The following is a 24111-nucleotide window of genomic DNA, read 5'->3' on the forward strand; positions in this document are numbered from 1 at the left end:
ATTGCTGATAAAAAATGGATTAATTGCGCGTTGGCGCGATGCAAAAAATCCGGTTCGTCGTTCCGAATCTGAAAAATTTGTGCTTCAATTCATCGTATGACCGTCGGCCGAACAGGCATCGGCGGCGTGTCCATCCCCCATGGAGAACCGGCATGGAAGTGCGGCAGGGCATCCACAGCGAACACGCGAAAGCGCTCGACACGGCCGGCCTGCGCCGGCATTTCCTGGTGGAAAACGTGTTCGAGCCGGACGGGCTGTCGCTCACCTACAGCCATATCGATCGCATCATCGTCGGCGGTGCGTGGCCGGCCACGCGGCCGGTCGAGGTGCCCGCATCGCTCGGCGCCGCGATGGGCGTGAGCCATCTGCTGGAGCGGCGCGAACTGGGCGCGATCAACATCGGCGGGCCCGGCTGGGTCGAGGTCGACGGGCAGCGTCACGCGGTGGGTACCGAGGAGGCGATCTACATCGGGCAAGGCGGGCAGGGCGTCGTGTTCGGCAGCGACGATCGCGCGCATCCCGCGAAGTTCTACGTGAACTGCGCGCCCGCGCACACCGCGTATCCGACGCGCACCATCACGCTTGCGCAGGCGTCGCCCGAAACGCTCGGCGATGCATCGACGAGCAATCGCCGCACGATCTACAAGTTCATCGTGCCCGACGTGCTGCCCACGTGCCAGCTGTCGATGGGGATGACGAAGCTCGAGCCGGGCAGCCTGTGGAACACGATGCCGTGTCATACGCACGAGCGCCGGATGGAGGTGTATTTCTACTTCAACCTCGCCGACGACGCGGCCGTGTTCCACATGCTCGGCGAGCCGCAGGAAACGCGCCACGTGGTCGTGCACAACGAGCAGGCGGTGATCTCGCCGAGCTGGTCGATCCACTCGGGCGTCGGCACGAAGGCGTACACGTTCATCTGGGGGATGGTCGGCGAGAACCAGGTGTTCAAGGACATGGACCACATCGCCGTCGCCGATCTGCGCTGACACCATGAAACGCGACAACCCCGATCTTCCTTCCGCCGATGCGCGTTCCGCGCTCGCCGGCCTGTTCGACCTGACCGGCAAGGTCGCGATCGTCACCGGTTGCAATACGGGGCTCGGCGCGGCGATGGCCGTCGCGCTCGCGTCGGCCGGCTGCGACATCGTCGGCGCGAACCGCTCGGCGCCGGATGCGACGTCGGCGCGTGTCGCAGCGGCGGGGCGGCGTTTCGTCGACGTGCGCGCGGACCTGTCGACGCTGGAGCCGGTCGAGCGGATCGTCGGCGGCGCGGTCGATGCGTTCGGCCAGGTCGACATCCTCGTCAACAACGCGGGCATGATCCGCCGCTGCGATGCGCTCGATTTCACCGAAGCGGACTGGGACGCCGTCGTCGACGTGAACCTGAAGAGCGTGTTCTTCCTGTCGCAGGCGGTGGCGCGGCAGATGGTGCGGCAGGGGCGCGGCGGCAAGATCGTGAACATCGCGTCGATGCTGTCGTTCCAGGGCGGCATCCGCGTGCCGTCGTACACGGCGTCGAAGAGCGGCGTGTTGGGCCTCACGCGGCTGCTCGCGAACGAATGGGCCGCGCGCGGGATCAACGTGAACGCGATCGCCCCCGGCTACATGGAGACCGACAACACCGCGCAGCTGCGCGAGGACAGCCGGCGCAGCGACGAAATCCTCGGCCGCATCCCGGCCGGCCGCTGGGGCGTACCCGACGATCTCGCGGGCGCGGCCGTGTTCCTCGCGTCGCGCGCGTCGGACTACGTGCACGGCCACACGCTCGCCGTCGACGGCGGGTGGCTCGCGCGCTGACGGTATTGCGCGGCGGACGCGTTATGCTTTCCCGATTCGCATCTACGGATTCACGGACATGACAGCAACGCCCAGGCAGCGCAAGCGCGATCAGGCGAACATGGCACCGCAGGCCGACCCGTCGGCGGCCGGCGCCGCGGAGAAGGCCGATTCGGTCGCGGCCGTCGGGAAGGTCTTCACGATCCTCGCGGCGCTCGGCGATCGCCGCGAGATCGGCATCAGCGAGTTGTCGCAGCAGCTCGGCATGTCGAAGACGACGGTCCATCGCTTCCTGCAGACGCTCAAGACGCTCGGTTATGTCGCGCAGGAAGGCGAGACCGACCGCTACCGGCTGACGATCCGGCTGTTCGAGCTCGGCAGCAAGGCGCTGGAGAGCGTCGACCTCGTGCGCGAGGCCGATCTCGAGATGCGTCGCATCGGGCAACTGACGCGCGAAGCCGTGCACCTCGGCGCATTCGACGAGGACGCGATCATCTACATCCACAAGATCGATGCCGATTACGGGCTGCGCATGCAGTCGCGGATCGGCCGGCGCAATCCGCTCTACAGTACGGCGATCGGCAAGGTGCTGCTCGCGTGGATGTCGCCCGACGAGGCGCGCGCGGTGCTGGCCGGCATCGAGTTCAGGAAGTCGACCGCGAAGACGCTGTCGTCGGCGGACGCGGTGATGAGCATCCTGCCGCATGTGCGGCAGCAGGGCTACGGCGAGGACAACGAAGAACAGGAAGACGGCCTGATGTGTCTGGCGGTGCCCGTGTTCGATCGTTTCGGCCGCGTGATCGCGGGGCTGTCGATTTCGTTTCCGACGATGCGCTGCGGCGCGGATACGAAGGCGCATTACATCGCATTGCTGAAGGAATCGGGGCGGGCGATTTCCGCGCGGCTCGGGCATCGCCCGGAAGCGGCCGGCATCGAGCCGGCGGCTATCGCGCAGGATTGAGCGTTCGAGGTGCGCGCAATAGGGCCGCGCACCTCGGCGGCAACGCCGCTACACCCATGCGCAATCGTGCCTCAGGTTCTCCGCCCGCTGCGGCCACTGATACAGGTAGCCTTGCGCGTACTGGATCCCGATCGCCTCCAGCGCGCAATGTTGTGCTTCGGTCTCCACGCCTTCGGCGATGATCTTCAAGCCGTAGTAGTGCGCGACGGCGGCGATCCCCTCGATCAGCCCCGCGCCGCCATCGCTCAGTCGTGCGGTGAACTGGCGATCGATCTTCACGTAGTCGAACGGAAAGCGCGACAGCATGTCGAGATTGCTGTGATTCGTGCCGAAATCGTCGATCGCGAACTTCGCGCCTTTCGACCTGAGCGCATGGAATATCGCGGTGGTCCGCGCGTTCTTTTCGAGCAGGGTGCGCTCGGTGACTTCGAGCACCAGCGTAAAGCCGGGCGGCAGCGAGCGGATTGTTTCGTCGACGACGGACACGAACCGCGCGCTTTCGAGATCCTTCGGCGAGACGTTCACGGCGATGCGCAGCGGCACGGACGGCGTCAGTGCGGTCAGTTCGGACACGGCCGTCCGCAGCACGAATTCCGTCACCTTCGGCAGGATCGTGCTCGATTCGACCTGCGGGATGAACAGCGCCGGGCTGATTGGCCCCCATTTCGGATGGTGCCAGCGCAGCAGCGCCTCGACGCCGACTGTCCTGCACGTCCGGACGTCGACGATCGGCTGGTACACGACATGGAACTCGTTGCGCCTGAGCGCCTGGCGAACGGCCTTCAGCAACAGCCGCCGCGGCGCCATCGCCAGCAGGTAGGCGGCGATCACGAGGCCATCGGCGAGCAGCGCGATCGTCATGCAGATCAACCGATAGTGGCGCTGGGCCTGCGACGCGTAGTGCGTCGACGCGGCGACCGACACCGTGAACGGCCATCGGTGCGACGCGATCGTGCTTCCGTCTGCGAGGCCGGCGTCCGATTCCGGCGCGTACTTTCCGTTCTGGTCGAGATGGCCCGAACCTGCGATCGACAGCGTCGCGGTTTCCGTGCCGTGATGGGCGCCGCGCGCGAGCGCGTCGGCCACGTAGTCGCCCTCGATCAGGTAGAGCACACCCGCGCCGCGCGCGGTGGCGCGAAACACGGACAGCACCGGAATATCGTGCTGAAACGGCGTCTGGCGCAACAGCGTGACGATTGTCGATCCCGGTTCCGGCTCGCGCGTGTACGCGTCGAGCGGCACGTCGATCGCGCCGAGCGCCGACGAGCATGTGACGCGACCGTGGTTCACCAGCCCGACGGCACGCAGGTAGCGCAGGCGAGTGCCCACTTCGGCCAGCGTCCGGAAGATCGTCGCGCATGGCCGCCCGACCAGCGCGGTCAGTTCGTCCGCATGTCGCAGACGGACGCCGTCGAGGATGCGGTCCACCGATGCGACGATGTCGTTCGCGGTGATGCGCTCGTGTGTGGTGACGGCATCGCGCGCGTAGCGATCGGCCAGCACGATCGCCAAGGTCGGTACGATCACGCAAACGATTACGGCAACGAAAAAGACAACTCGCGGCCACGCGCCGCTGCGCTGGAAAACTGGCTTAGAGCCTGGCGTGAGCGCCGACATTCCCGCAGTTGCCTTTCGTGTTGTTCGCATGGAGACGCAAGCCGAACCGGTCGATGCGCAAACGGCGAGCATGCGTCGTGCCGGGTCCCGCGCACCGATATCCCGATGCTAATCGATTCAACGGTCGCGAGGGCCATGGGCGGCGGCACCTCGCGATCGGCCATTCATCCGGAGGCTCGCGACCATAACATGTGCCTGTGGCACATGTATATCGACGTAGCACACCGAAAAAAACCCCGGCCGCAAGGTCGTGCGGCCGGGACGAAAGACACCTTCTCTTGGCACGAGGATGGTGCGCGGCAAGTATAAGGTGCGACGCGGGATTGCAAAATATTGTTATTCAACAAATGGTGTAGTTTTGTGATTGCATCTCGACAGGAAATATTTTTTACGCGGCGCCGTTTTCGTCGAACCGATGCCGGTGCGTGAGCGGTCGCTGCACGAAGTCGGCCGCACGGTACGCCGCGCTATGACGCCATCAACGGAGAGCATGGAGTGCTGTCGAAAGGTGAACGACAGGAATGGCTGGCGCTGCTCGATCGCAGTGCCGATCCCGCGATGCGGGCCGGTATCGCCGGCACGTTCATGCAGGTGCTGAAGCGGCCTGACGTCGAATGATCGATGCGGTGCCGGCGCGTCGCACCGGCCGCGATTCAGAAATCGTTGCGCATCTTGCGCAGCAGGTCGCCGGGTGACTGGTGCGTGTCGACCGCGGTGAGCACGTCGGTCAGGAACCACGGCAGGTTCAGCTGCGTGTCGGAATCGCCGACGCACACGCGGATCGGCGGCGCCTTCGACGGGGAGCGGGTGTCGTACGCGACGTCCCGGGACGGGACGCAATTCTTTGCGTGCGCTTGAACAGGAACCGGCGCATTGGCGCCGGACGATGATGCGCCGGCGGCTGCCGGCAAGCTGACGGCGGCAAGCAGGGTCAGGACAGCGACAATGGCAACGCGTTTCATGGGAATCTCCGGCGATGCAGGTTCGACCGCGCGGGCGGACGCGAGTTCGTCGATGCCGCGGCGCCCCGCTCATCCTCTCATCCGCGCGCGACGCGTGCACCGCGCGTCACGTCACTGATACCCGTAACACTGCTTCAGCCCCGCATAGTCATAGAAGTGGCTGCCCGGCGCGATTTTCGCGCCGTCGCACGCGGCCTGGAAATCCGTCTCGCGCTCGTTGTACAGCATCTTCACGATCAGCCGCGACCCGTTGCGATAGACATCCCATTGCATGTTCGCGGCCATCGGCGACACCTGGTCGCCGCGCCACGGGTTGTTCGCATACGTGTAGGTCTGCGCCTGCGGCGTCGGCACGAACACGTTCTTCAGGTTCATGATCGACGCGAACGGAATCACGATCTCCGCATGCGTGAAGCGCAGCTTCGCGGCGCGGGTCAGGTCGCCGCGCGCGATCGCGTCGACTTCGCCGAAGAAGTCGTCCTGCAGCACTTTCGCCATCCGGTACGTGACGGGGTTCGCCTCCTGGATGCCGGGCCCCTTCTGGTAGTAGTCCTCGGCATCCTGCAGATAGGCCAGATACTGCGCCTGCTCCGCGCCGATGTATTTCTCCATCGTGACGCCGCCGGTTTCCTCCGTCATCGCAGGCGCGATCTGCAGCAGGTTGTACAGCACGTTCACCGCATCGACGGCCGTCGCGATCTTCGTCTTGCCGTCGCCCTTCAGCGTGTTGGTGAACTTGCCGTCCGCCGACGTGAACGCATAGGTTCCCGTGTTCGTGAACGTGTAGCCGTCGGTGCCGAGCTTCGCGATGAACGCCGGCGACACCAGCGCGGACAGCACCGTTTGCGCGACGTCGGCCGCTTGCGGTGCGGCCTTGATCGCCTTCAGCTTCGCGGCCACCGTCGCGTCGTTCGCGTAGGCCTGGTAGGCCTGGCTTGCCTGATAGGTCGCGTAGTACGGATCGCTCGCGTCGGTCACGAGATCGGTGGCCGGTTTCAGCGAATGGAAATACAGCAGGAAGCGGTTGGTGCCGGCCGGCTGCGCGGCCGGTGCGTTTGCCGGATAGCCGGACGGCGCGGCGGGCAGCGTGATCGCCGCGGCCAGCGCCGGCTGCGCGGCGACGAGCGCCGCGGAGAAAAACGTCGAGCTGTCGACCGCGCGATCCTGGCCCGAGTTGACGACGACAACCTGCCGGTTGCCCGCCGAGAACAGCGCGGGCAGCCGCTGTGCGAGCCGTGCGGCGAGCTGCTGGTGTTCGCGGATGCCGGTTTGCGTGAGATTGCCGTATCCGGGCGTCGAGATGCCCGGCACGCCGTAACCGAGCAGCGCATTGGCCTTCATCATCGCGTACGTATCGGCCTTGAGCTGCGCGCCGAGCGCGGTCAGCGCGCCGTCGGCCTCGGCCTTGACCAGCATCGCGTAGATCGCGCCGTCGTACTTGAAGCCCGACAGCCCGCGCGAGCCATGGCGTGCGACGAGTTCGGCGTAGACGGGTACGTAGCCGGCGGGCGGCGCTTCGTACGTCGCGGCGTCCTGCTGCGGGCGGTACGGCGTCTTCGTCTGGTAGTAGGTCGCGGGAACCGGCGTCGGCGTTGGTTGCGGCTGCGGTGCGGGCGTCGGGCCGCTGTTGTCGGTCGACGTGGCGGGCGGTGTCGAGGTTTCCCCGCCGCAGGCGGCAAGCAGCAGACAGGCGATTGCGAGGGCGAGGGCGGGGTGGGGCGGGCGTGTCATCGTGGCGTGTAACGGGCGGGACGATGCGGTATCGCGTCGTCCCGTTTCCGGGAGAGATCGGTCGAACCCGGAAGTGTTGCAAGCGACTTTGACAGCAGAATGTCAGGATCGGGTCGGGCAATCGTCGGATTGCGGCCCGATCGACGATGGCCGGCCGCCGCCGGCCCGTGTGCCGGCGTTCAGTGCAGGCCGGCCGATGCGATCGAGCGCACCGTATCGGTGATGTTCACGCAGCGCGACAGGCCGAAATGCTCGGCTTCGCGGCGTTCCGGTTCGCTGCTCGCAATCGCCACCGCACGTTCGGGCGGCACGCCGAGCGCTTGCAGCGCAACGTCGAAAGGATGCTGGTTTGATCCGGAGTCCTGCTGATTGGCGTCCGTGACGACGACCGAGAAGCGGTCGAGGTTCGCGCGGCCGAACTGGCCTTCGAACATGTCGCTGAGCCGTGCGGCCGGCAGCGTCGTGACGAGACCGAGTCGATATCCTTCTTCCGACGCACGGTCGAGCCACTGGATGATTGCGTCGCGCTGATGGCGCGCTTCGTGCGAATCCGGTGTTGCTTCGATCTGTGCGAATGCAGCGTCGAGACGGGTGACGATGGCTTCGATAACCACGGTGATTCCTCTTCAGAAACGTGATGATCCGTTCGCCGACGGGAATGCCACACACCTTAGCGTTGATCCGGAATATGCAACCAATTAATATTTTTATCCGACTCATACGATACGACTAATGAATCGGGTTGCGAGCCAGTGTGGGCGCGGCATGCGTGTCCCGCAATGTTTTTTCACGCAATGCATCGTATCGACGGCTTTCAATGTGATGCACCAAACTCGCGCACGTTGTGCATGCACCGGTCAGATGCATGTGAAAAAAACAGCATATCGGGCGATGCGCGCCCGATACGCCGTCATGCGCTGCCGCTTTCGGCAGGCGATCAGTGCAGCTTGATCGACGGCTGGTTGCGGCTTTGCAGCCAGTGGCTCAGCGACTGGAACAGCGCGCGCTTCGCGCCGTACACGCTGAACAGGTGCTTGCGGTACAGGAACTTGTACAGGCCGATCGCGGCAAGCCCGTCGACGATCAGCGAACGCGAACGCACGCCGAGGTCGGCCTGGTACACGGCGCCGGCGTGCCCGAGCGACACGACGGTGCCCGCATCGCGGAACGTGAAGCCGGCCACCGGCTTGCCGGCGACGCGCCGCGCGAATGCGTGGACCAGATACACGGCCTGCTGGTGCGCGACCTGCGCGCGCGGCGGCAGGAAGCCGCTCGCGCCGGCCGACGGGCACGCGGCGCAATCGCCGAACGCATACACGTGCGGATCGTCGGGTGTCTGCAGCGTGTCGGTCACGATCACCTGGTTCGAGCGATTGAGCGCGATGTCGCCGATCTCCCGCAGGATCGCGGGGCCCGCGACGCCGGCCGCCCAGATCGTGATGTCGCTCGCGAGCCGTTCGCCCGTCGCGGTCGTCACGGCATCGGCGCTCACTTCCGCCACGCGTGTATCGGTCAGCACGTCGACGTTCAGCGCGCGAAGCTGCGCGTGCATCTTCGCGGACAGCCGCGCGTCGAGCACCGGCAGGATGCGCGGGCCGCCTTCGATCAGCCGGATGTGCACGTCGCGCGCGGACACCAGCGCCTTGAAGCGGTACGTCGTCAGTTGCTGGATCGCGTGCCGCAGCGCGGCGGCCAGCTCGACGCCCGTCGCGCCCGCGCCGATCACGTTGATGCAGATCGGCGCCGCGTGCTTCGCCGGATGCTGCTCGGCCTGATGATTCGCCTTTGTGCAGGCCGCGAGAAACTTCCGGCGGAAATCCTCGGCCTGGTCGAGGTTTTCGAGCGGCAGCGCATGGCGTGCGGCGCCCGGCACGTTGAAGAAGTTCGTCACGCTGCCGACCGCCAGCACGAGATCGTCATAACCGAGCTCGCGCTGCGGCAGGATTTCCGTGCCGTCCGCGTCGTGCACGGCCGCGATCGTCGCCGTGCGTGCCGCGCGGTCGACCTGCTGCAGCGCGCCCTGCACGAAGCGGAAGCCGTGGCGCTTCGCCTGCGCCGCGTATTCGATCGTGTGGGATGCCGGGTCGCGATGGCCCGATGCGGCTTCGTGCAGCAGCGGCTTCCAGAAGTGCGTCGGGTAGCGGTCGACGAGCACGACTTCGGCTTGCCCGCGGCGTCCGACCGTATCGCCGAGACGCGTGGCGAGCTGCAGGCCGCCGGCGCCGCCGCCGACGATCACGATGCGCGGCATGCGCGGTGCGCGGTCCGTTGCAAGGTTGGGCGTGATGTTGTCCATGTTGGGCTCCCGCTGATGACGATTCGGATGACATTGCTCAAGAACCGACGATATAGTTTCGAACCCAGTCGAACAATTTAATGTTTATAAGCGACTCATATGTATTCACTTATAGGAAAGACCGCGACGTTCCGGCAGTTGAAGGCGCTGGACATGATCGCGCGGCTCGGCAGCGTGTCGCGCGCGGCCGAGGAGCTGAACCTGACGCAGCCGGCCGTGTCGCTGCAGGTTCGCCTGCTCGAGGAGGCCGTGGGCGCCGCGTTGCTGCAGCGGGTGGGGCGCGGAGTGCAGCTGACCGCGGCCGGTGAGATCGTGTCGCGTTATGCGCGCGAGATCCTGCATCTGTGGAGCGAGGCCGGCGACGAAGTGGCTGCGTTGACGGGCGATCTCGGCGGCACGCTGCGGATCGGCGCGATCACGACGGCCGAGTATCTGATCCCGCCGCTGCTCGTCAAATTCACCGCGACGCGTCCGCATGTGAAGACGTATTTCAAGGTCGGCAACCGCGACGACATCATCCGCATGCTCGCGACGCATGAAATCGATCTCGCGGTGATGGGCAGCGCGCCGAAGGAGCTGCGCACGCACGCGGTCGAGTTCGCGAAGCATCCGATGGTGTTCGTTGCGGCACCCGGCCATCCGCTGATGCAGCGCAAGCGCGTCGCGCTGAAGGATCTCGAATCCGCGCACCTGCTCGTGCGCGAACGCGGCGCGGGCACGCGCTCGACCGTCGAGAGCCTGTTCAAGACGGCCGGCCATCGCTTCCATGTGGGGTCCGAATTGTCGAGCAACGAGGCGATCAAGCAGATGGCCGAAGCGGGTCTCGGCATTGCGTTCCTGTCGCTGCACGCGTGTGCACTCGAATTGCGCACGGGCCTGCTCGGGCAACTGCCGTTCCCCGGCAACCCGATCGAGCGGGAATGGTATGTGGTCACGCTCGCCGACCGGCGGATCTCGCAGGTGACGGGGCTGTTTCGCGACTTCCTGATCAAGCAGGGCGCGCCGGTGATCGACGGCGCGACGGCGGCGCCGCACGAGCGGCGGCGCAAGTAGGTGGATGATGTCGGCCGGGCGGCCGCTCGGTCAGCCGAGCCCGAAGTCGTCGTTGCTGTCGGGAATCGACGCGAGCAGCCGTTCGAGCCGATACCAGCCGACGATGCGCAGGCACCACGCGGCGATGGCAGTCCGGTCGTTGCGGGCGTCGGGGCGTGACGGCGAGCGGGCGATGAACGCCGCGCATTGCGGGCAGTAATGGGGCATGACGGGCTCCGTAGGTGTCGGATGGGGCGATCGTAAGCGTCACCGCACGTGTCGGCGCTCACGTAAGGATCGGCTTGAGCAGAAACGGATGATCTTTTTCTGTCCGGCCGGATACGGCCCCCGCAGGCCCGGCACGCCGCCCGAAAACGCGTCACAATGCGCGTTCGACACACGATCTGGTGGAGCCAAGCCATGAGCGATCCGATTCTCGCCGCGCCGTCGGACAACGGCGTGCCGGTCAGCCTGCGTTCGAGCCGCGGGCTCGGCTGGCGGGGCTTCGGCGCGGCGCTGCTCGACATTCGCGCCGGCACGTACCGGATTCCGGCGGCCGACCATCACCGCATCGGTGTGCATATCGGCGGCCCCGTTCGAGCGGACTGCGTGTGCGACGGCGAGCGCGTGTCGCGCATCCAGGCGCATGGCGACGTCGACGTGATTCCTGCCGGCCTGCCCGGCCAGTGGACCGACAGCGCCGACTGCCGGATCCTGCACATCATGCTCAGCGACACGTTCGTGCGGCGGACCTTCGAGCATCTGGAGCTGAAGCCGTCGCAGGCGCAGATCCGCCGCCGGCTGCAGGTGCGCGACCCGCGCCTGCAGCACATCGCGTGGGCGATGGCCGCCGAGCTCGAAGCGGAAGACGCGTCGGATCCGCTTTATGCGGAAAGCCTGTGCACGGCGCTCGTCGCGCGGCTGGTCGACAGCCAGCCGGCGTTCCGCGAGCGCCGGCGCACGCTCGCACCGAAGGCGGCAGCGCGCGTGATCGACTATGTCGAGGCGAACCTCGACCGGCGCCTGACGCTTGCCGAACTCGCGGCGCTCGTCGCGATCAGCGTGCCGCATTTCAAGGTGCTGTTCCGCGAAACGCTCGGGATGCCCGTGCACCAGTACGTCGTGCGGCGCCGGGTCGAGCGCGCGAAGGCGCTGCTGCTCGAAGGCCGGCTCAGCATCAGCCAGATCGCGCTCGAAGCGGGGTTCGCGCATCAGAGCCACATGGCGAACTGGATGAACCGCGTGCTCGGCGCGACGCCGATGGAGATTGTGCGATCGGGGGCACGGGGTGGGTTGCGGCTGGCTTATGACGGCAAGGACGGGGGGAGCGGGGCATAACGACGCGGTGGCGCCCTGATGGATGCGGGCTGTCACGTTCGATTCACTGCAGACAGGTTATGGCCCCAGGGCAATTGTCCAACAGGCTGTTGGACAATTGCCGCGTCCGGCCAGGCGTCCGCGAAAGGGCGCATGTGTATCAGGTTGGCGCGGGAGAGGCCCTTCAGATCGGGAAGGGCCGCCTCGATGTCGTGCGCCAGTCGCTCGATAACCTTACCCCTAACCTTGCTCTGCCTGCCGCCACCGGCTGTCACGACCGGTCTGCCAGTAGAGCAGTACCAGTTCGCGATTGATGGCCCGTGCGGCACGTTGCCGGGCACTAGTTGAATCGCTCATCCGTTCCTGCTCGATTCATCCCTCCCTGCGCGCCGTCCCGGCCGCGCATGCCGACAATCACCACACCTTCATCCCCCCAGGAGCGGATCGTGTTCGTGATCTTCGGTGCATCAGGCAACGTCGGTTTGTCGACCGTAACGACCTTGCGCAACGCAGGCCATCCCGTGCGCGCGGTGCTGCGCGACGCACACCATCGTGAACGTTTCGCGCAGCTCGGCTGCGACGTGGCGATCGCGGCGCTGACGGACGTGAACGCGGTCGCGTCGGCGATCGACGGCGCGCAGGCCGTGCAGATGCTGTGCCCGGTGCCCGTCGCCGACTCCGATCCGGCCGCGACGATGGAGCGGACGATCGACGTCGCGACCGCCGCGCTCGCCGCGAACCCGCCGCCGGCATTGCTCGCGCTGTCGGACTACGGCGCGGAGCTCGACGGCAATACGGGTATCACACGTCTCTTTCATCACTTCGAGGAACGGCTCAAGACGATCCCGACGCAGCTGACGCTGCTGCGCTCGGCCGAGCATCTGCAGAACTGGGCGCGGGTCCTGCCGGTCGCGCTCGGCACCGGTGTGCTGCCGAGCTTTCATCATCCGGTGTCCAAAGTGTTTCCGACGGTCTGGGCGCCCGATGTGGGCGTCGTCGCGGCGCGGTTGCTGCTCGATGCGCCCGAAGGCGGCAACGGGCCGCGCATCGTCAGCGTCGAAGGGCCGCGGCGGGTGAGCGTGACGGCGATCGCGGATACGCTCGGCGCGGCGGCCGGCCGCGCGATCGTCGCGCACGAGCTGCCGCGCGATACCTGGAATGAGACGCTGCTGCGCGCGGGACTCGGCGAACGCCATGCACAACTGATCGTCGATCTGTACGACGTGCACAACGCCGGGCAGATCGACGTCGAGGCCGGCGTGTCGGAGCGACTTTACAGCACGACGACGCTGGCGGATGCGCTCGCGCAACTGGTGCGCCGGCACGCGCGGTGATCGAAGCGGCGGCGAGCGATGCGCACGACGGGCGCAACGTGCATCACGCGGGCCGCCGCACCTTGTTCAGCACCGCATACGAAAGCGACCCGATCACGATCCCCCAGAATGCGGCGCCGAGCCCGAGCCACGTCATCCCCGATGCGGTCGCGAGGAACGTGATTACCGACGCTTCGCGGTGATTCTCGTCCTCGAAGATCCCGTGCACGTTCGCGCCGATCGCACCGATCAGCGCGAGCCCCGCGAGGATCGCGACGAACGCCTTCGGCAGCGCGAAGAACACCGTGACGATCGTGCCCGCGAAGAGCCCGCCGATCAGGTAGAACGCGCCGTTCGCGAGCCCGGCGATGTACCGCCGGTCCGGATCCTCGTGCGCGTCCTTGCCCGTGCAGAGCGCCGCGGTGATCGCCGCGACGACGATCGTGATCCCGCCGAAGCATGCGACGACGAGCGACATCACGCTGGTCGCGGTGATGATCGGGCGCGCGCTCGTGTGATAGCCCGACACGCGCAGGATCGTCATCCCCGGCAGGAACTGGCCGGTGAGGCTGACGACGACGAGCGGCAGCGCGAGGCTGAGCGTCGTGCCGAGCGTCCATTCGGGCGCGATGAAGATCGGCTGCGCGATGCTCGGCGATACGTTGCCGAGATGCGTCATCCCGAGCAGCGTCGCGAGCGCGGCGCCCGTGAGCAGCACGAGCACGATGCTGTAGCGCGGCAGCAGGCGCTTGAAGATCACGTAGGCCGCGATCATCCCGAATGCGAGCGCCGGCTGCTCGGATGCCGCGGCGAACGCATGCGTGCCGAACGGCAGCAGGATGCCGGCCATCATCCCGCACGCGATGCCGCGCGGAATGTGGCGCACGAGCCGGTCGAAATAGCCGGTGACGCCGATCAGCAGGATGATCAGCGCGGCCGTGATGTACGCGCCGACGGCCTGGTTGAGCGTCAGTTGCGGAAACAGGCCGACGAGCAGCGCGGTGCCGGGCGCCGACCACGCGGTGACGATCGGCACCTTCAGCTTCCAGCTCGCGAACAAGCCCGATATGCCCGCGCCGATCGAGATCGCCCAGACCCACGACGACACCATTGCATTGGACGCGTGAGCCGCCTGCGCGGCCTGGAAGAAGATCGCGAGCGGGCCCGAGTACGAAATCAGCACCGCGAGAAAGCCCGCGGTGATCGCGGAAACGGACCAGTCGTTGCCGATCGCGCGGATCGCGCCGGGCGGGGTGTTCGGTTGCATCGTCGTCGGAGAATGAGCGCCCGGCCAGCAGCGGAGCCGGGGCGATGGGCTTGTTTTGGGAGCCCCGGATGACCCGCCATTCTGGACATTGCCGACGCGATTGGCAATTCGACGACGAACCGCCGGGTTGTCGGCATTTCGTAAGTAATTCGCGCCGACGCGCGCGGATCGGCATGGCGTGCGGCGTCGCGCCTGCATCGTCGAATCGGGCGACTTCACGACGAAGCGCGGCTCCGTCGAACGTTACGTGCTGATCTGCAGCACCTCGTCGACCACCGCCACCTGCACCCCGCCACCCGTCGACAGCGACGCGGTGCCCTGATCGAACGGATGCACCGGCGCATCGGTCGGCGTCCACGCGTGGCGCGCCAGCAGCTCGCGATACCCGCCGCGGATCACGAAGCCGCCGCATTTTTCCGCATACGCGTCGCGCCGCATCCGGTACGCGCGCGGCAGGTCGTACCACGGCAGCTTCGGCAGGTCGTGATGGACGAGGTGATAGTTGTTGTTCAGGTACAGCAGCCGCATCGCGAAGCCGGCTTCGTTGATCGCGATGCGCGCCTTCGGATGCCGCGCGGCGCGGTGCTCGTACAGCGAGCGGATCATCGCGAGCGACAGCGCGGGCCACGTGACCGCCAGCAGGTAGTACCACCACGGCACGCCGATCGCCCATTGCAGCCACGCGAGCAGCGCGACCACGCATGCAGCGTGCGTCGCCCACATCGGCAGGTAGCGGAAGTCGCCGCGCCGGAACGCGGCGAACGCGTCGGCGAATGTCGCGGCGATGGCGAGCGGCGGCCCGGCGACGATCCGCCCGATGAAGGTCGTGCGTGCGACCGTCAGCGCGCGACGCCAGTGCGGCAGCCGCGCCCAGCGTTCGCGCGATACGTAGTTCGTTTCGGGATCGACGCCCGGCACGGTCAGGTCTTCGTCGCGGTGATGGTCGAGGTGCGTGTCGCGATACAGCGTGTACGGATACCAGACCGTCAGCGGCGGATAACCGAGCAGCTTGTTCACGAACGCGGAACGCGTCGGATGGCCGTGCAGCAGCTCATGCTGCAGCGACAGGTGCCACGCGCCGAGCAGGATCAGCGGCGGCGTCGCGGCCGCGAGCGACAGGTGCTGCGCGCGCACGAGCAGCAGCACGGCGAGCCAGCCGCCGTAGATCGCGACGATCAGCAGCCAGGTCGGCCATTCGGTGCGGGCGGTGAAGCGGGCGTCGAGCGCGGCGATCGCGCGCGCGTGGTCGACGTCGAAGTATTCGGCCATGGTGCTGAAGCGGGATGGAACGGGCGGCGCGGAGCCGGCCCGGATGCTCGGGTGTCTCGCGGATCACGGTCGGCTTGCCCGGCATGCGCGCGGCGGCGATGCGGGAGCAGGCATCCGGACGTTACCGGGATCGCGCGGCACGGCCAACCAATCGATTCGCATTTGCTTATCGTCGTGCGGCCGATAAGCTTTCAGGCCACCGCGGCGCGTTCGGTGCCCGTTTTCGTGCGATCGAACCGGGTTCCGCTGAGCCGACGCCGATGCGTAGAATGTGCGCATGAGCCAATGGATCGCAGAACTGCCGATGTACAACGTGACGCCGCGCCACGCCATGCTGTGGCGCGCGCTGCTGCGCGACGCGCTCGATACGTTCGCGAACGCGGGCGGGCCGGCGGACGTCGTGCTGCCCGACGAACCGTTCGACGACCTGCACGCGCTGTGGCGGCGTGACGATCTGCTGCTGTCGCAGACCTGCGGCTATCCGTACCGGATGCTTGGCTTGCGCGACACCGTGAGATTGATCGCGACACCGGTTTTCGACGCGGACGGCTGCCAGGGGGCGCGCTACCGCAGCGTGCTGGTCGTGTCGGCGCGCGTGCATGCGGGCGGTGCGACGACGCTCGCCGCCTGGCGCGGGTTGAGGGCCGCATTCAACGGCGGTGATTCGCACAGCGGAATGAACGCGTTTCGGCACGCGGTCGCGCCGCATGCGCACGACGGAAGTTTCTTCGGATCGGTCACGCCGTTCGGCTCGCACCTGAACGTGCTGCGTGCGCTGGCTTCCGGCGAAGCCGATTGCGCGGCGATCGACTGCGTGACGTTCGCGTATGTGCGCGACGCGCTGCCTGAATTGCTGAAGGAGATCCGGATCATCGGCACGACGGCGTCCGCGCCGGGGTTGCCGTTCATCGCCTCGCGGGCGCTGGAAGGCGGGCAGGTCGCCGCATTGCAGGATGCGCTCGATCGCGCGGTCGCGGCCGATGCGGAACGCTCGCGCATGCTGAGACTGAAGGGATTCGAACGGCTGTCGCCGGCCGCCTACGACGCGATTGCGCGGTTCGCACGGGAGGCCGCCGCGCACGGGTATCCGGAACTGGCGTGAGGTGCGGGTAGTACAGGGCGGCGCGCAACGGTGGGACCGTCCGCGCCGCTTCCCGTCACTCCTCGTCCATCAACCGGACCTTGACCCGCTTGCCCTTGATCTTCCCCGCATTGAGCTTGCGCAGCGCGTCGTGCGCGACGCCGCGCTCGATCGCGACATAGGTCGAGAACTCGGTCACGTTGATCTTGCCGATCTGCTTGCCGTCGAACCCGGCGTCGCCGGTCAGCGCGCCGAGCACGTCGCCCGGGCGGATCTTGTCCTTGCGTCCGCCGAGGATCTGCAGCGTTTCCATCGGCGGCAGCAGCGTGTCGTCGCCGGCCGGCTTCAGCTCGGCGAGCGGATGCCATTCGACGTCGCGCTTCTGCGCCTGCTCGATCGCGCCGACGCGGCCCATCTCGTCCATGCTCGCGAGGCTCAGCGCCCAGCCGTCCTGATCCGCGCGGCCGGTGCGGCCGATGCGGTGCACGTGCACTTCCGGGTCGGGCGTCACGTCGACGTTGATCACCGCTTCGAGCTGCGCGATGTCGAGCCCGCGCGCGGCGACGTCGGTCGCCACCAGCACCGAGCAGCTGCGGTTCGCGAACTGGATCAGCACCTGGTCGCGCTCGCGCTGGTCGAGCTCGCCATGCAGCGCGAGTGCGTGGAAGCCCTGCGCATGCAGCACGTCGAGCAGGTCGCGGCACTGCTGCTTCGTGTTGCAGAACGCGATCGTGCTGACGGGCCGATAGTGGTTCAGCAACTGGCCGACCGCGTGCAGCCGCTCGTTCTCGGTCACTTCATAGAAGCGCTGGCGGATCTTGCTGTTGTCGTGACGCTCCTCGAGCTTCACTTCCTTCGGGTTGCGAAGGAACTGTTGGCTCAGCTTCACGATGCCGTCCGGATAGGTCGCGGAGAACAGCAGCGTCTGGCGCGTCGGCGGGCACATCCGCGCGACCTTCGCGATGTCGTCGAAGAAGCCCATGTCGAGCATCCGGTCGGCTTCGTCGAGCACGAGCGTGTTCAGCGCATCGAGCTTCAGGTTGCCGCGATCGAGGTGATCCATGATGCGGCCCGGTGTGCCGACGACGATGTGCGCGCCATGCTCGAGGCTCTGCGCCTGCGGACGCATCGGCGTGCCGCCGCACAGCGTCAGCACCTTCACGTTTTCCTCGGCGCGCGCGAGGCGGCGCACTTCCTGCGCGACCTGGTCGGCGAGTTCGCGCGTCGGGCACAGGATCATCGCCTGCACGTCGAAGCGGCGCGCGTCGAGGCGCGACAGCAGCGCGAGCGAGAACGCGGCGGTCTTGCCGCTGCCCGTCTTCGCCTGCGCGATCAGGTCCTGGCCGGCCAGCGCGATCGGCAGGCTCGCAGCCTGGATCGGCGTCATGTCGACATAGCCGAGCTGCGCGAGGTTGGCGAGCGTGGCGGGCGTCAGCGGCAGCGCGCTGAAGGGCGCTGCAGTCGGTTGGGTCATTCCAGGTCTCCGAGGTAAGGCTTGCCTTCCATCTGCTCGTAGACGATCGTGCCGTCGTCGGCTTCGAAGCGCTCGAGATAGTTGCGCGCGCCGCACAGCGGGCAGCGGAACAGCAGCCCCTGGCCTTCGTCCTTGATGACGACGTCGGACGTTTCCCACTGCGTGCCGCAGCTCTGGTTTCTGCAGGTAAACACGGTCTTTCTCCAGCTGAATTCGGTTGGTGGCGCGCCCGGGCGGGCGCGGCAACGGTGTGCGGCGCTCGCGCGGCTCGGGCGCGGGCCGCACCGGCGGTCGCTTGGACTGCGTCGATGCGGATGATGGATCGGGCGGCGACGGGGTCGCGCGTGCCGCAATTCTAGCGGATGCGGGCGACCGACAGTGGGCGATGGCGGCGGGCGACGACTGCGGGCGACCGGCGTGGGCGACCGGCGCGGGCGTCGCCTACGGCGCGCGCCATGAAAAATGGCCGCCCCGGAGGGCGGCCATGTCGTGCGGCGAAACGGCGCCGCGCGGCGGTCGTACGCGTTACAGCGCCATGTCGGCCGACGCCTTCGCCGGGCGGGCCGGCGCGGTGCCGGTCGCCTGCGACGGTACGTTGACGTCGATCTTCGGCGGCGGCGAGAGCTGCAGCACGTCGCTCGTGTAGGTCCATTCCTCGACGACCTTCGCCGGGCTGTCGTTCAGCTTCGTGCCGTAGCTCGGCACGATCTGGCGAAGCTTCTGCTGCCACTCGGGCGTCGCGACCTTGTCCTTGAACACCTTCTTCATCAGGTTCAGCATGATCGGCGCGGCCGTCGACGCGCCCGGCGACGCGCCGAGCAGGCCCGCGATGCTGCCGTCCTGCGAGCTGACGATCTCGGTGCCGAGCTTCAGCACGCCGCCCTTCACCGGGTCGCGCTTGATGATCTGCACGCGCTGGCCGGCCTGCCACAGGCGCCAGTCTTCCTTCTTCGCGTTCGGGAAGTATTCCTTCAGCGCGTTGTAGCGGTCGTCGTCGGACAGCATCAGCTGGCCGGCGAGGTACTGGACGAGCGGGAATTCGTCGACGCCCACGCGCATCATCGGCGCGACGTTGTGCGTGTTGGTGCTCGTGAGCAGGTCGAAATACGAGCCGTTCTTCAGGAACTTGGTCGAGAACGTCGCGAACGGCCCGAACAGGATGATCTTCTTGCCGTCGATGATCCGCGTGTCGAGGTGCGGCACCGACATCGGCGGCGAGCCGACCGACGCCTTGCCGTACGCCTTCGCGAGGTGCTGCTTCACGACGTCGGGGTTGTCGGTCACGAGGAACGAGCCGCCGACCGGGAACGCGCCGTAGTCCTTCGCTTCGGGGATGCCCGACGCCTGCAGCAGGTGCAGCGCGCCGCCGCCCGCGCCGATGAACACGAACTTCGCGTCGACGGCTTGCGGCGGTTCATCCGAATGCAGCTTGACCCACGACACGTGCCACGTGCCGTCGGCGTTGCGCGTGATCTCGCGCACTTCGCTCGACAGCGACAGCGTGAAGTTCGGCTGCGACTTCAGGTAGCCGACGAACTGGCGCGTGATCTCGCCGAAGTTCACGTCGGTGCCGATCGGCGTCCACGTCGCGGCAACCTTCTGCTTGCGGTCGCGGCCTTCCATCATCAGCGGCACCCACTGCTTGATCTGGTCGTAGTCTTCCGAATACTGCATGCCGCGGAACAGCGGGCTCGCCTGCAGCGCTTCGTAGCGCTTCTTCAGGAAGCGGACGTTGTCGTCGCCCCACACGAAGCTCATGTGCGGCGTCGAGTTGATGAACGAATGCGGGTTCTTCAGCACGCCCTGCCTGACCTGCCACGCCCAGAACTGGCGCGAGATCTGGAACGACTCGTTGATCTCGACGGCCTTCGAGATGTCGATCTTGCCGTCCGCCTTTTCCGGCGTGTAGTTGAGTTCCGCGAGCGCCGAGTGGCCGGTGCCCGCGTTGTTCCAGCCGTTCGAACTTTCCAGCGCGACGCCGTCGAGGCGCTCGACCATCGTCATCGACCAGTCAGGCTGAAGCTCGTGCAGCCAGACGCCGAGCGTCGAACTCATGATGCCGCCGCCCACCAGCAGGACGTCGACCTTCTTCGTATCGGCCGCGTGCGCGGACGACGCGGCGACGCACAGCGCGAGCGCCGACAGTATTACCCGTAACGTTTTGATCACAGCAGATCCCTTTTTCAACTTGGATGCATCGGTTTTGCCATGCCGCCCGACGTGCGTTTCGATCGCGGCCGATACGCGCATCCGGAGATCCGGATCGCGAATCCGGAATTCCGGATCGACGCTGTTCGCCGTTGCATTTGCGCACGCGAAACCGTTGAGGAGGACACCTTCGGATCGGCTCGCGACAGGCACGCAATTGCCGGCGTCACGGGGCGCGCATTGCGCCGAGGCCCCTGCGGCAAGCCTGAGTAGTTGGGGTTTCAGGCTGCATCGAAAAGGGCCGCACGCGACGTTGTTGCCGGGGGCGGGGTGGCAAGGGGCGCGTAATATAACCGAACTCGGTTAACGTGTCGCACGCGAAAAATGTCCTTGTTTTTGTGGGGTTTTTCGCGTGTCCGGGTTTCCGGAATCGGAGTGTGCCGCGCCGGAAAACCGGCGGGAATTTGACGGCGCGGCGCGCTCGATTGGCGCGCCGCGTGCCGATGCGACATGTCGGAATGTCGATGTGCCGAAGCGTTGCGCGAGCGATCGCGCAACGCTTCGCGTCGGCCCGTCATTGCGTCGCGGCATTGCGCCGCGATCCGCTCACTTCGCCGAATTATTCCTGCAGAACTGCTCGTACGACAGCGCCGAACTCGCGAAGCCCTTTTGCTTCGCGAGTTCCCACGGGCGCTCGCATTGCTGCGTCTGTTCGCACCATGCGTAGCCGGCCGAGCCGATGCAGCCGTGTGCATCGCGATCGCCGCCGACCATCGGCGGCGCGGCCGGCGCGGAAGCATCGAGCGGCGCCGACGCATTGGCAGGCGCGGTGGATTGCGCCGCACAGGCGCTCAGTGCGAACGCGATCGCGGCGGCAAGCGAGGCGGAGGGGATGAAACGTTTCATGGGGTCGTGCTCCATGGGATGGGTTTGAGGGAACGGAATGACGGCATGCATGTTCATCGCACCATTCACGCGTCCGGCACCGGCACGCGCGACGAGAACTTCACTTCGCGCAACGCGAGGCTCGACTGGATCGACGACACGCCGGCCTGCTTCCGCAGCACGCGCTCGACGAATTCCGCATACGCATCGAGATCGGCCGCGACGACCTGCAGGATGTAATCGGCCGCGCCGGTGATCTTGTGGCACGACAGCACCTCGTCATGCCGCCGCATCACATCCTCGAAGTGATCCGAATCCTGGCCCGAGTGCATGTTGAACGTCACCTGCACGAACGCGAACACGTTCATCCCGAGCGCGCGCCGGTCGAGGTTCGCCTGGTAGCCGGTGATCACGCGCTCGTCCTCGAGCCGCTTGCGGCGGCGCCAGCACGGCGTGACGCTCAGCGACAGCTTTTCGCCGAGCGTCGCGTTCGACAGCGCGCCGTCTTCCTGCAGCAGGCGGAGCATCGCGCGGTCGACGCCGTCCAGTTCAACCGAAGCGCGATTTTTGCTCATATCCGTGGTTCCGTAGACAGTTTTCTCAAAATTGTACGAAACGGGAATGTGAAAAGCAAAGTTATTGCCGGTCGGCGTCAATAGACTGTTGGCACCCCCTCACTGCCATCACTGCAACGGTCAACCATGCTCACGGTCTACAGCAGCGATCACCACCTGCATCGCGGCGTCGAACTGAAGGACGGCGCGATCACCGAGTCGTTCGAAAACCCCCTTCGCGCCGAAACGGTGCTCGCGCAGGTCCGCGCGGCCGGCCTCGGCGACGTGATCGCGCCGCGCGCATTCGACCGCGCCAGCTATGCCGGTGCGCACAGCGCGCGCTACGTCGAGTTCCTCGCCGGCGCATGGGACGAATGGACCGCGACCGGCCGCACCTGCCAGGCGCTGCCGCTGGTGTGGCCGGTGCGCGCGATGCCGGCTGCCGCGACGCTGCCCGATTTCATCGACGGCAAGCTCGGCTTCTTCGCGATGGACGCCGGCGCGCCGATCAATGCGGGCACGTGGGATGCGGTGAGCGCGAGCGCGAATTCGGCGTTGACCGGCGCCGACCTGCTGTCGAACGGCGCCGCGCGCGCGGCGTTTGCGCTGTGCCGGCCCCCCGGCCATCACGCGGGCCGCGAGTACATGGGCGGCTACTGCTACCTGAACAATGCGGCGATCGCGGCGCAGCACGGCATCGCGAGCGGCGCCGCGCGCGTCGCGGTGCTCGACGTCGATTTCCATCACGGTAACGGCACGCAGGACATCTTCTACGAACGTGACGACGTGCTGTTCGCGTCGATCCATGGCGAGCCGTCGGTGTCGTACCCGTACTTCTCAGGCTATGCGGACGAGCGCGGCACGGGCGCGGGCGAAGGCTTCAACCTGAACCTGCCGCTGCCGAAGGGCACGCAGTGGGACACCTACGAAGCGGCGCTCGGCCATGCGGCGGCCGCGATCGTTGCGCATGCACCAGATCTGCTCGTCGTGTCGCTCGGCGTCGACACGTTCGAGCACGATCCGATCAGCCACTTCCGGCTGCGCTCGCCCGACTACCTGCGCATCGGCGAGGCGCTCGCGCGCCTGAACCTGCCGACGCTGTTCGTGATGGAAGGCGGCTACATGGTCGACGAGATCGGCATCAACGCGGTGAACGTACTGCTGGGTTTCGAAGGGCGCGCGTAAGCGCGTGGCATTGCCTTCAACGAACGACGTATCCGAACACGAACGAAGTGCGACAACGAAGGGGACAAACATGAATCGACATCACAAGACGGCACTCGCCACCGCGGCCGCGCTGACGTGCGCGCTGTCCGCGTTCTCCGCGCACGCGGACGAAGTCGTGCGCATCGGCCACGTCGCGCCGTTGACCGGCGCGATCGCGCATCTCGGCAAGGACAGCGAGAACGGCGCGCGGCTCGCGGTCGAGGAAATCAACGCGAAGGGGCTCGCGATCGGCGGCAGGAAGGTCACGCTGCAGCTCGACGCGCAGGACGACGCGGGCGATCCGCGCACCGCGACGCAGGTCGCGCAGCGGCTCGTCGACGACAAGGTCGTCGGCGTGGTCGGCCATCACAACTCGGGCACGTCGATTCCGGCGTCGCGCGTGTATCGCGACGGCGGCGTCGTGCAGATCTCGCAGGCCGCGACCAACCCGACTTACACGCAGCAGGGCTTCAAGACGACCTATCGCGTGGTCGCGACGGATGCGCAGCAGGGGCCGGCGCTCGCGTCGTATGCAGCGAAGAACATGGGCATCAGGACGGTGGCCGTGGTCGACGATTCGACCGCGTACGGGCAGGGCCTCGCGACCGAGTTCGAGAAGGCGGCGAAGGCGGCCGGCATGAAGATCGTGTCGCGCGACGCGACCAACGACAAGGCGATCGATTTCCGCGCGATCCTCACGAAGATCAAGGGCGCGAACCCGGACGCGATCATGTACGGCGGGATGGACGCGACGGGCGGGCCGCTCGCGAAGCAGGCGCGGCAGCTAGGGTTGCGCGCGAAGATCCTCGCCGGTGACGGCGTGTGCTCGACCGACCTGCCGAAGCTCGCGGGTCCGGCGTCCGACAACGTCGTGTGTTCCGAGGCCGGCATCGCGCTCGAGAAGATGCCGGGCGGCGCGGCGTTCGCGAAGCGCTACGAAGCGCGTTACCACCAGCCGATGCAGGTGTATGCGCCGTTCTCGTACGACGCGGTCTACATCATCGTCGACGCGATGAAGCGCGCGAACTCGACCGACCCGGCGAAGGTGCTGGCCGCGATGCCGGCCACCGACTATCGCGGCGTGATCGGCGAAACCAGCTTCACGCCGCAGGGCGACCTGAAGCACGGCGCGATCTCGGTGTTCACGTACAAGAGCGGCAGGAAGGCGCTGCTCGATATCGTGAAGATGTAACGACGAAGCCGGGGCGCGCCGCGCGTC

General features: G+C 66.8%; 24 protein-coding genes. 10 read left to right on the forward strand and 14 right to left on the reverse strand.

Annotated elements, in window-relative coordinates:
- Nucleotides 1–152: 152 nt before the first annotated feature.
- From kduI to kdgR, 3 genes are read left to right on the forward strand one after another with little or no spacing between them, the layout of a single operon-like run.
- A complete protein-coding gene (kduI, locus tag MRS60_RS27395; protein WP_243565947.1) occupies nucleotides 153–989 on the forward strand; it encodes a 5-dehydro-4-deoxy-D-glucuronate isomerase in 837 nt (278 codons plus the stop codon).
- A 4-nt stretch (nucleotides 990–993) separates the two neighbouring features.
- The gene (kduD, locus tag MRS60_RS27400; protein ID WP_243565948.1) at nucleotides 994–1800 is read left to right on the forward strand and encodes a 2-dehydro-3-deoxy-D-gluconate 5-dehydrogenase KduD; all 807 of its coding nucleotides are present in this window, start codon (nucleotides 994–996) and stop codon (nucleotides 1798–1800) included.
- 58 nt (nucleotides 1801–1858) lie between these two features.
- The gene (gene kdgR / locus MRS60_RS27405) at nucleotides 1859–2740 is read left to right on the forward strand and encodes a DNA-binding transcriptional regulator KdgR (protein WP_105391789.1); all 882 of its coding nucleotides are present in this window, start codon (nucleotides 1859–1861) and stop codon (nucleotides 2738–2740) included.
- A 48-nt stretch (nucleotides 2741–2788) separates the two neighbouring features.
- Here the strand turns inward: kdgR and MRS60_RS27410 are convergent, their stop codons facing one another.
- Nucleotides 2789–4429 (reverse strand): EAL domain-containing protein, encoded by a 1641-nt coding sequence (locus MRS60_RS27410; RefSeq protein ID WP_432207839.1) that lies wholly within the window; start codon nucleotides 4427–4429, stop codon nucleotides 2789–2791.
- Nucleotides 4430–4852: 423 nt separating this feature from the next.
- On the opposite strand from MRS60_RS27410, the gene MRS60_RS34975 reads away from it, so the two are divergent.
- On the forward strand, nucleotides 4853–4975 hold the full coding sequence (locus MRS60_RS34975; RefSeq protein WP_279388967.1) for a hypothetical protein: 123 nt from the start codon (nucleotides 4853–4855) through the stop codon (nucleotides 4973–4975).
- 35 nt (nucleotides 4976–5010) lie between these two features.
- Here the strand turns inward: MRS60_RS34975 and MRS60_RS27415 are convergent, their stop codons facing one another.
- The 4 genes from MRS60_RS27415 to MRS60_RS27430 form a co-directional block, all read right to left on the reverse strand.
- Nucleotides 5011–5319 (reverse strand): hypothetical protein, encoded by a 309-nt coding sequence (locus tag MRS60_RS27415; protein ID WP_243565950.1) that lies wholly within the window; start codon nucleotides 5317–5319, stop codon nucleotides 5011–5013.
- Between the two features lie 111 nt (nucleotides 5320–5430).
- Nucleotides 5431–7050: a histidine-type phosphatase gene (locus MRS60_RS27420; protein WP_243565951.1), complete on the reverse strand. Its 1620-nt coding sequence runs from the start codon at nucleotides 7048–7050 to the stop codon at nucleotides 5431–5433.
- 179 nt (nucleotides 7051–7229) lie between these two features.
- Entirely contained in the window at nucleotides 7230–7664 is a 435-nt protein-coding gene (locus MRS60_RS27425; protein ID WP_034181060.1) for a phosphatase, read from the reverse strand.
- A 323-nt stretch (nucleotides 7665–7987) separates the two neighbouring features.
- Nucleotides 7988–9346, reverse strand: a complete 1359-nt coding sequence (locus tag MRS60_RS27430) for an NAD(P)/FAD-dependent oxidoreductase (RefSeq protein WP_243565952.1) — start codon at nucleotides 9344–9346, stop codon at nucleotides 7988–7990.
- Nucleotides 9347–9445: 99 nt separating this feature from the next.
- On the opposite strand from MRS60_RS27430, the gene MRS60_RS27435 reads away from it, so the two are divergent.
- Nucleotides 9446–10399: a LysR family transcriptional regulator gene (locus tag MRS60_RS27435; RefSeq protein ID WP_034181062.1), complete on the forward strand. Its 954-nt coding sequence runs from the start codon at nucleotides 9446–9448 to the stop codon at nucleotides 10397–10399.
- A gap of 30 nt (nucleotides 10400–10429) precedes the next feature.
- Here the strand turns inward: MRS60_RS27435 and MRS60_RS27440 are convergent, their stop codons facing one another.
- Nucleotides 10430–10606: a hypothetical protein gene (locus tag MRS60_RS27440; RefSeq protein ID WP_217588491.1), complete on the reverse strand. Its 177-nt coding sequence runs from the start codon at nucleotides 10604–10606 to the stop codon at nucleotides 10430–10432.
- Between the two features lie 192 nt (nucleotides 10607–10798).
- Between MRS60_RS27440 and MRS60_RS27445 the strand changes: the two genes are divergently transcribed.
- A complete protein-coding gene (locus tag MRS60_RS27445) occupies nucleotides 10799–11716 on the forward strand; it encodes an AraC family transcriptional regulator (RefSeq protein WP_175746907.1) in 918 nt (305 codons plus the stop codon).
- Nucleotides 11717–11748: 32 nt separating this feature from the next.
- On the opposite strand, the gene MRS60_RS27450 is transcribed toward MRS60_RS27445, so the two are convergent.
- Entirely contained in the window at nucleotides 11749–12036 is a 288-nt protein-coding gene (locus tag MRS60_RS27450) for a DUF1016 N-terminal domain-containing protein (protein WP_432207840.1), read from the reverse strand.
- Between the two features lie 105 nt (nucleotides 12037–12141).
- Between MRS60_RS27450 and MRS60_RS27455 the strand changes: the two genes are divergently transcribed.
- Nucleotides 12142–13029, forward strand: coding sequence for an NAD(P)H-binding protein (locus tag MRS60_RS27455; RefSeq protein WP_243565953.1), 888 nt, complete (start codon nucleotides 12142–12144; stop codon nucleotides 13027–13029).
- A 43-nt stretch (nucleotides 13030–13072) separates the two neighbouring features.
- On the opposite strand, the gene MRS60_RS27460 is transcribed toward MRS60_RS27455, so the two are convergent.
- Together MRS60_RS27460 and MRS60_RS27465 are read right to left on the reverse strand one after the other, a co-directional pair.
- Complete coding sequence (locus MRS60_RS27460) at nucleotides 13073–14275, reverse strand: benzoate/H(+) symporter BenE family transporter (RefSeq protein ID WP_243565954.1); 1203 nt, start codon at nucleotides 14273–14275, stop codon at nucleotides 13073–13075.
- 243 nt (nucleotides 14276–14518) lie between these two features.
- Nucleotides 14519–15544, reverse strand: coding sequence for a fatty acid desaturase (locus MRS60_RS27465; protein ID WP_243565955.1), 1026 nt, complete (start codon nucleotides 15542–15544; stop codon nucleotides 14519–14521).
- Nucleotides 15545–15821: 277 nt separating this feature from the next.
- On the opposite strand from MRS60_RS27465, the gene MRS60_RS27470 reads away from it, so the two are divergent.
- Nucleotides 15822–16646 (forward strand): phosphate/phosphite/phosphonate ABC transporter substrate-binding protein, encoded by an 825-nt coding sequence (locus MRS60_RS27470; RefSeq protein ID WP_243565956.1) that lies wholly within the window; start codon nucleotides 15822–15824, stop codon nucleotides 16644–16646.
- 55 nt (nucleotides 16647–16701) lie between these two features.
- Here MRS60_RS27470 and dbpA read toward each other — a convergent pair whose 3' ends face one another.
- From dbpA to MRS60_RS27495, 5 genes are all read right to left on the reverse strand, one after another.
- A complete protein-coding gene (gene dbpA / locus MRS60_RS27475) occupies nucleotides 16702–18099 on the reverse strand; it encodes an ATP-dependent RNA helicase DbpA (protein WP_034181069.1) in 1398 nt (465 codons plus the stop codon).
- Entirely contained in the window at nucleotides 18096–18293 is a 198-nt protein-coding gene (locus tag MRS60_RS27480) for a hypothetical protein (protein ID WP_034181070.1), read from the reverse strand. The genes dbpA and MRS60_RS27480 overlap by 4 nt, the downstream gene beginning before the upstream one ends.
- Before the next feature lie 331 nt (nucleotides 18294–18624).
- Nucleotides 18625–20286 (reverse strand): malate dehydrogenase (quinone), encoded by a 1662-nt coding sequence (mqo, locus tag MRS60_RS27485; RefSeq protein ID WP_243565957.1) that lies wholly within the window; start codon nucleotides 20284–20286, stop codon nucleotides 18625–18627.
- 567 nt (nucleotides 20287–20853) lie between these two features.
- Nucleotides 20854–21153 (reverse strand): hypothetical protein, encoded by a 300-nt coding sequence (locus tag MRS60_RS27490; protein WP_034181073.1) that lies wholly within the window; start codon nucleotides 21151–21153, stop codon nucleotides 20854–20856.
- A gap of 65 nt (nucleotides 21154–21218) precedes the next feature.
- The gene (locus MRS60_RS27495; protein ID WP_034181074.1) at nucleotides 21219–21707 is read right to left on the reverse strand and encodes an Lrp/AsnC family transcriptional regulator; all 489 of its coding nucleotides are present in this window, start codon (nucleotides 21705–21707) and stop codon (nucleotides 21219–21221) included.
- 126 nt (nucleotides 21708–21833) lie between these two features.
- On the opposite strand from MRS60_RS27495, the gene MRS60_RS27500 reads away from it, so the two are divergent.
- Nucleotides 21834–22871 (forward strand): histone deacetylase family protein, encoded by a 1038-nt coding sequence (locus MRS60_RS27500; protein ID WP_034181075.1) that lies wholly within the window; start codon nucleotides 21834–21836, stop codon nucleotides 22869–22871.
- A 70-nt stretch (nucleotides 22872–22941) separates the two neighbouring features.
- Nucleotides 22942–24084 (forward strand): branched-chain amino acid ABC transporter substrate-binding protein, encoded by a 1143-nt coding sequence (locus MRS60_RS27505; protein ID WP_034181076.1) that lies wholly within the window; start codon nucleotides 22942–22944, stop codon nucleotides 24082–24084.
- The last annotated feature ends 27 nt before the right edge of the window (nucleotides 24085–24111 follow it).

It is taken from the genome of Burkholderia pyrrocinia (assembly GCF_022809715.1).
Taxonomy (GTDB): domain Bacteria; phylum Pseudomonadota; class Gammaproteobacteria; order Burkholderiales; family Burkholderiaceae; genus Burkholderia; species Burkholderia pyrrocinia_C.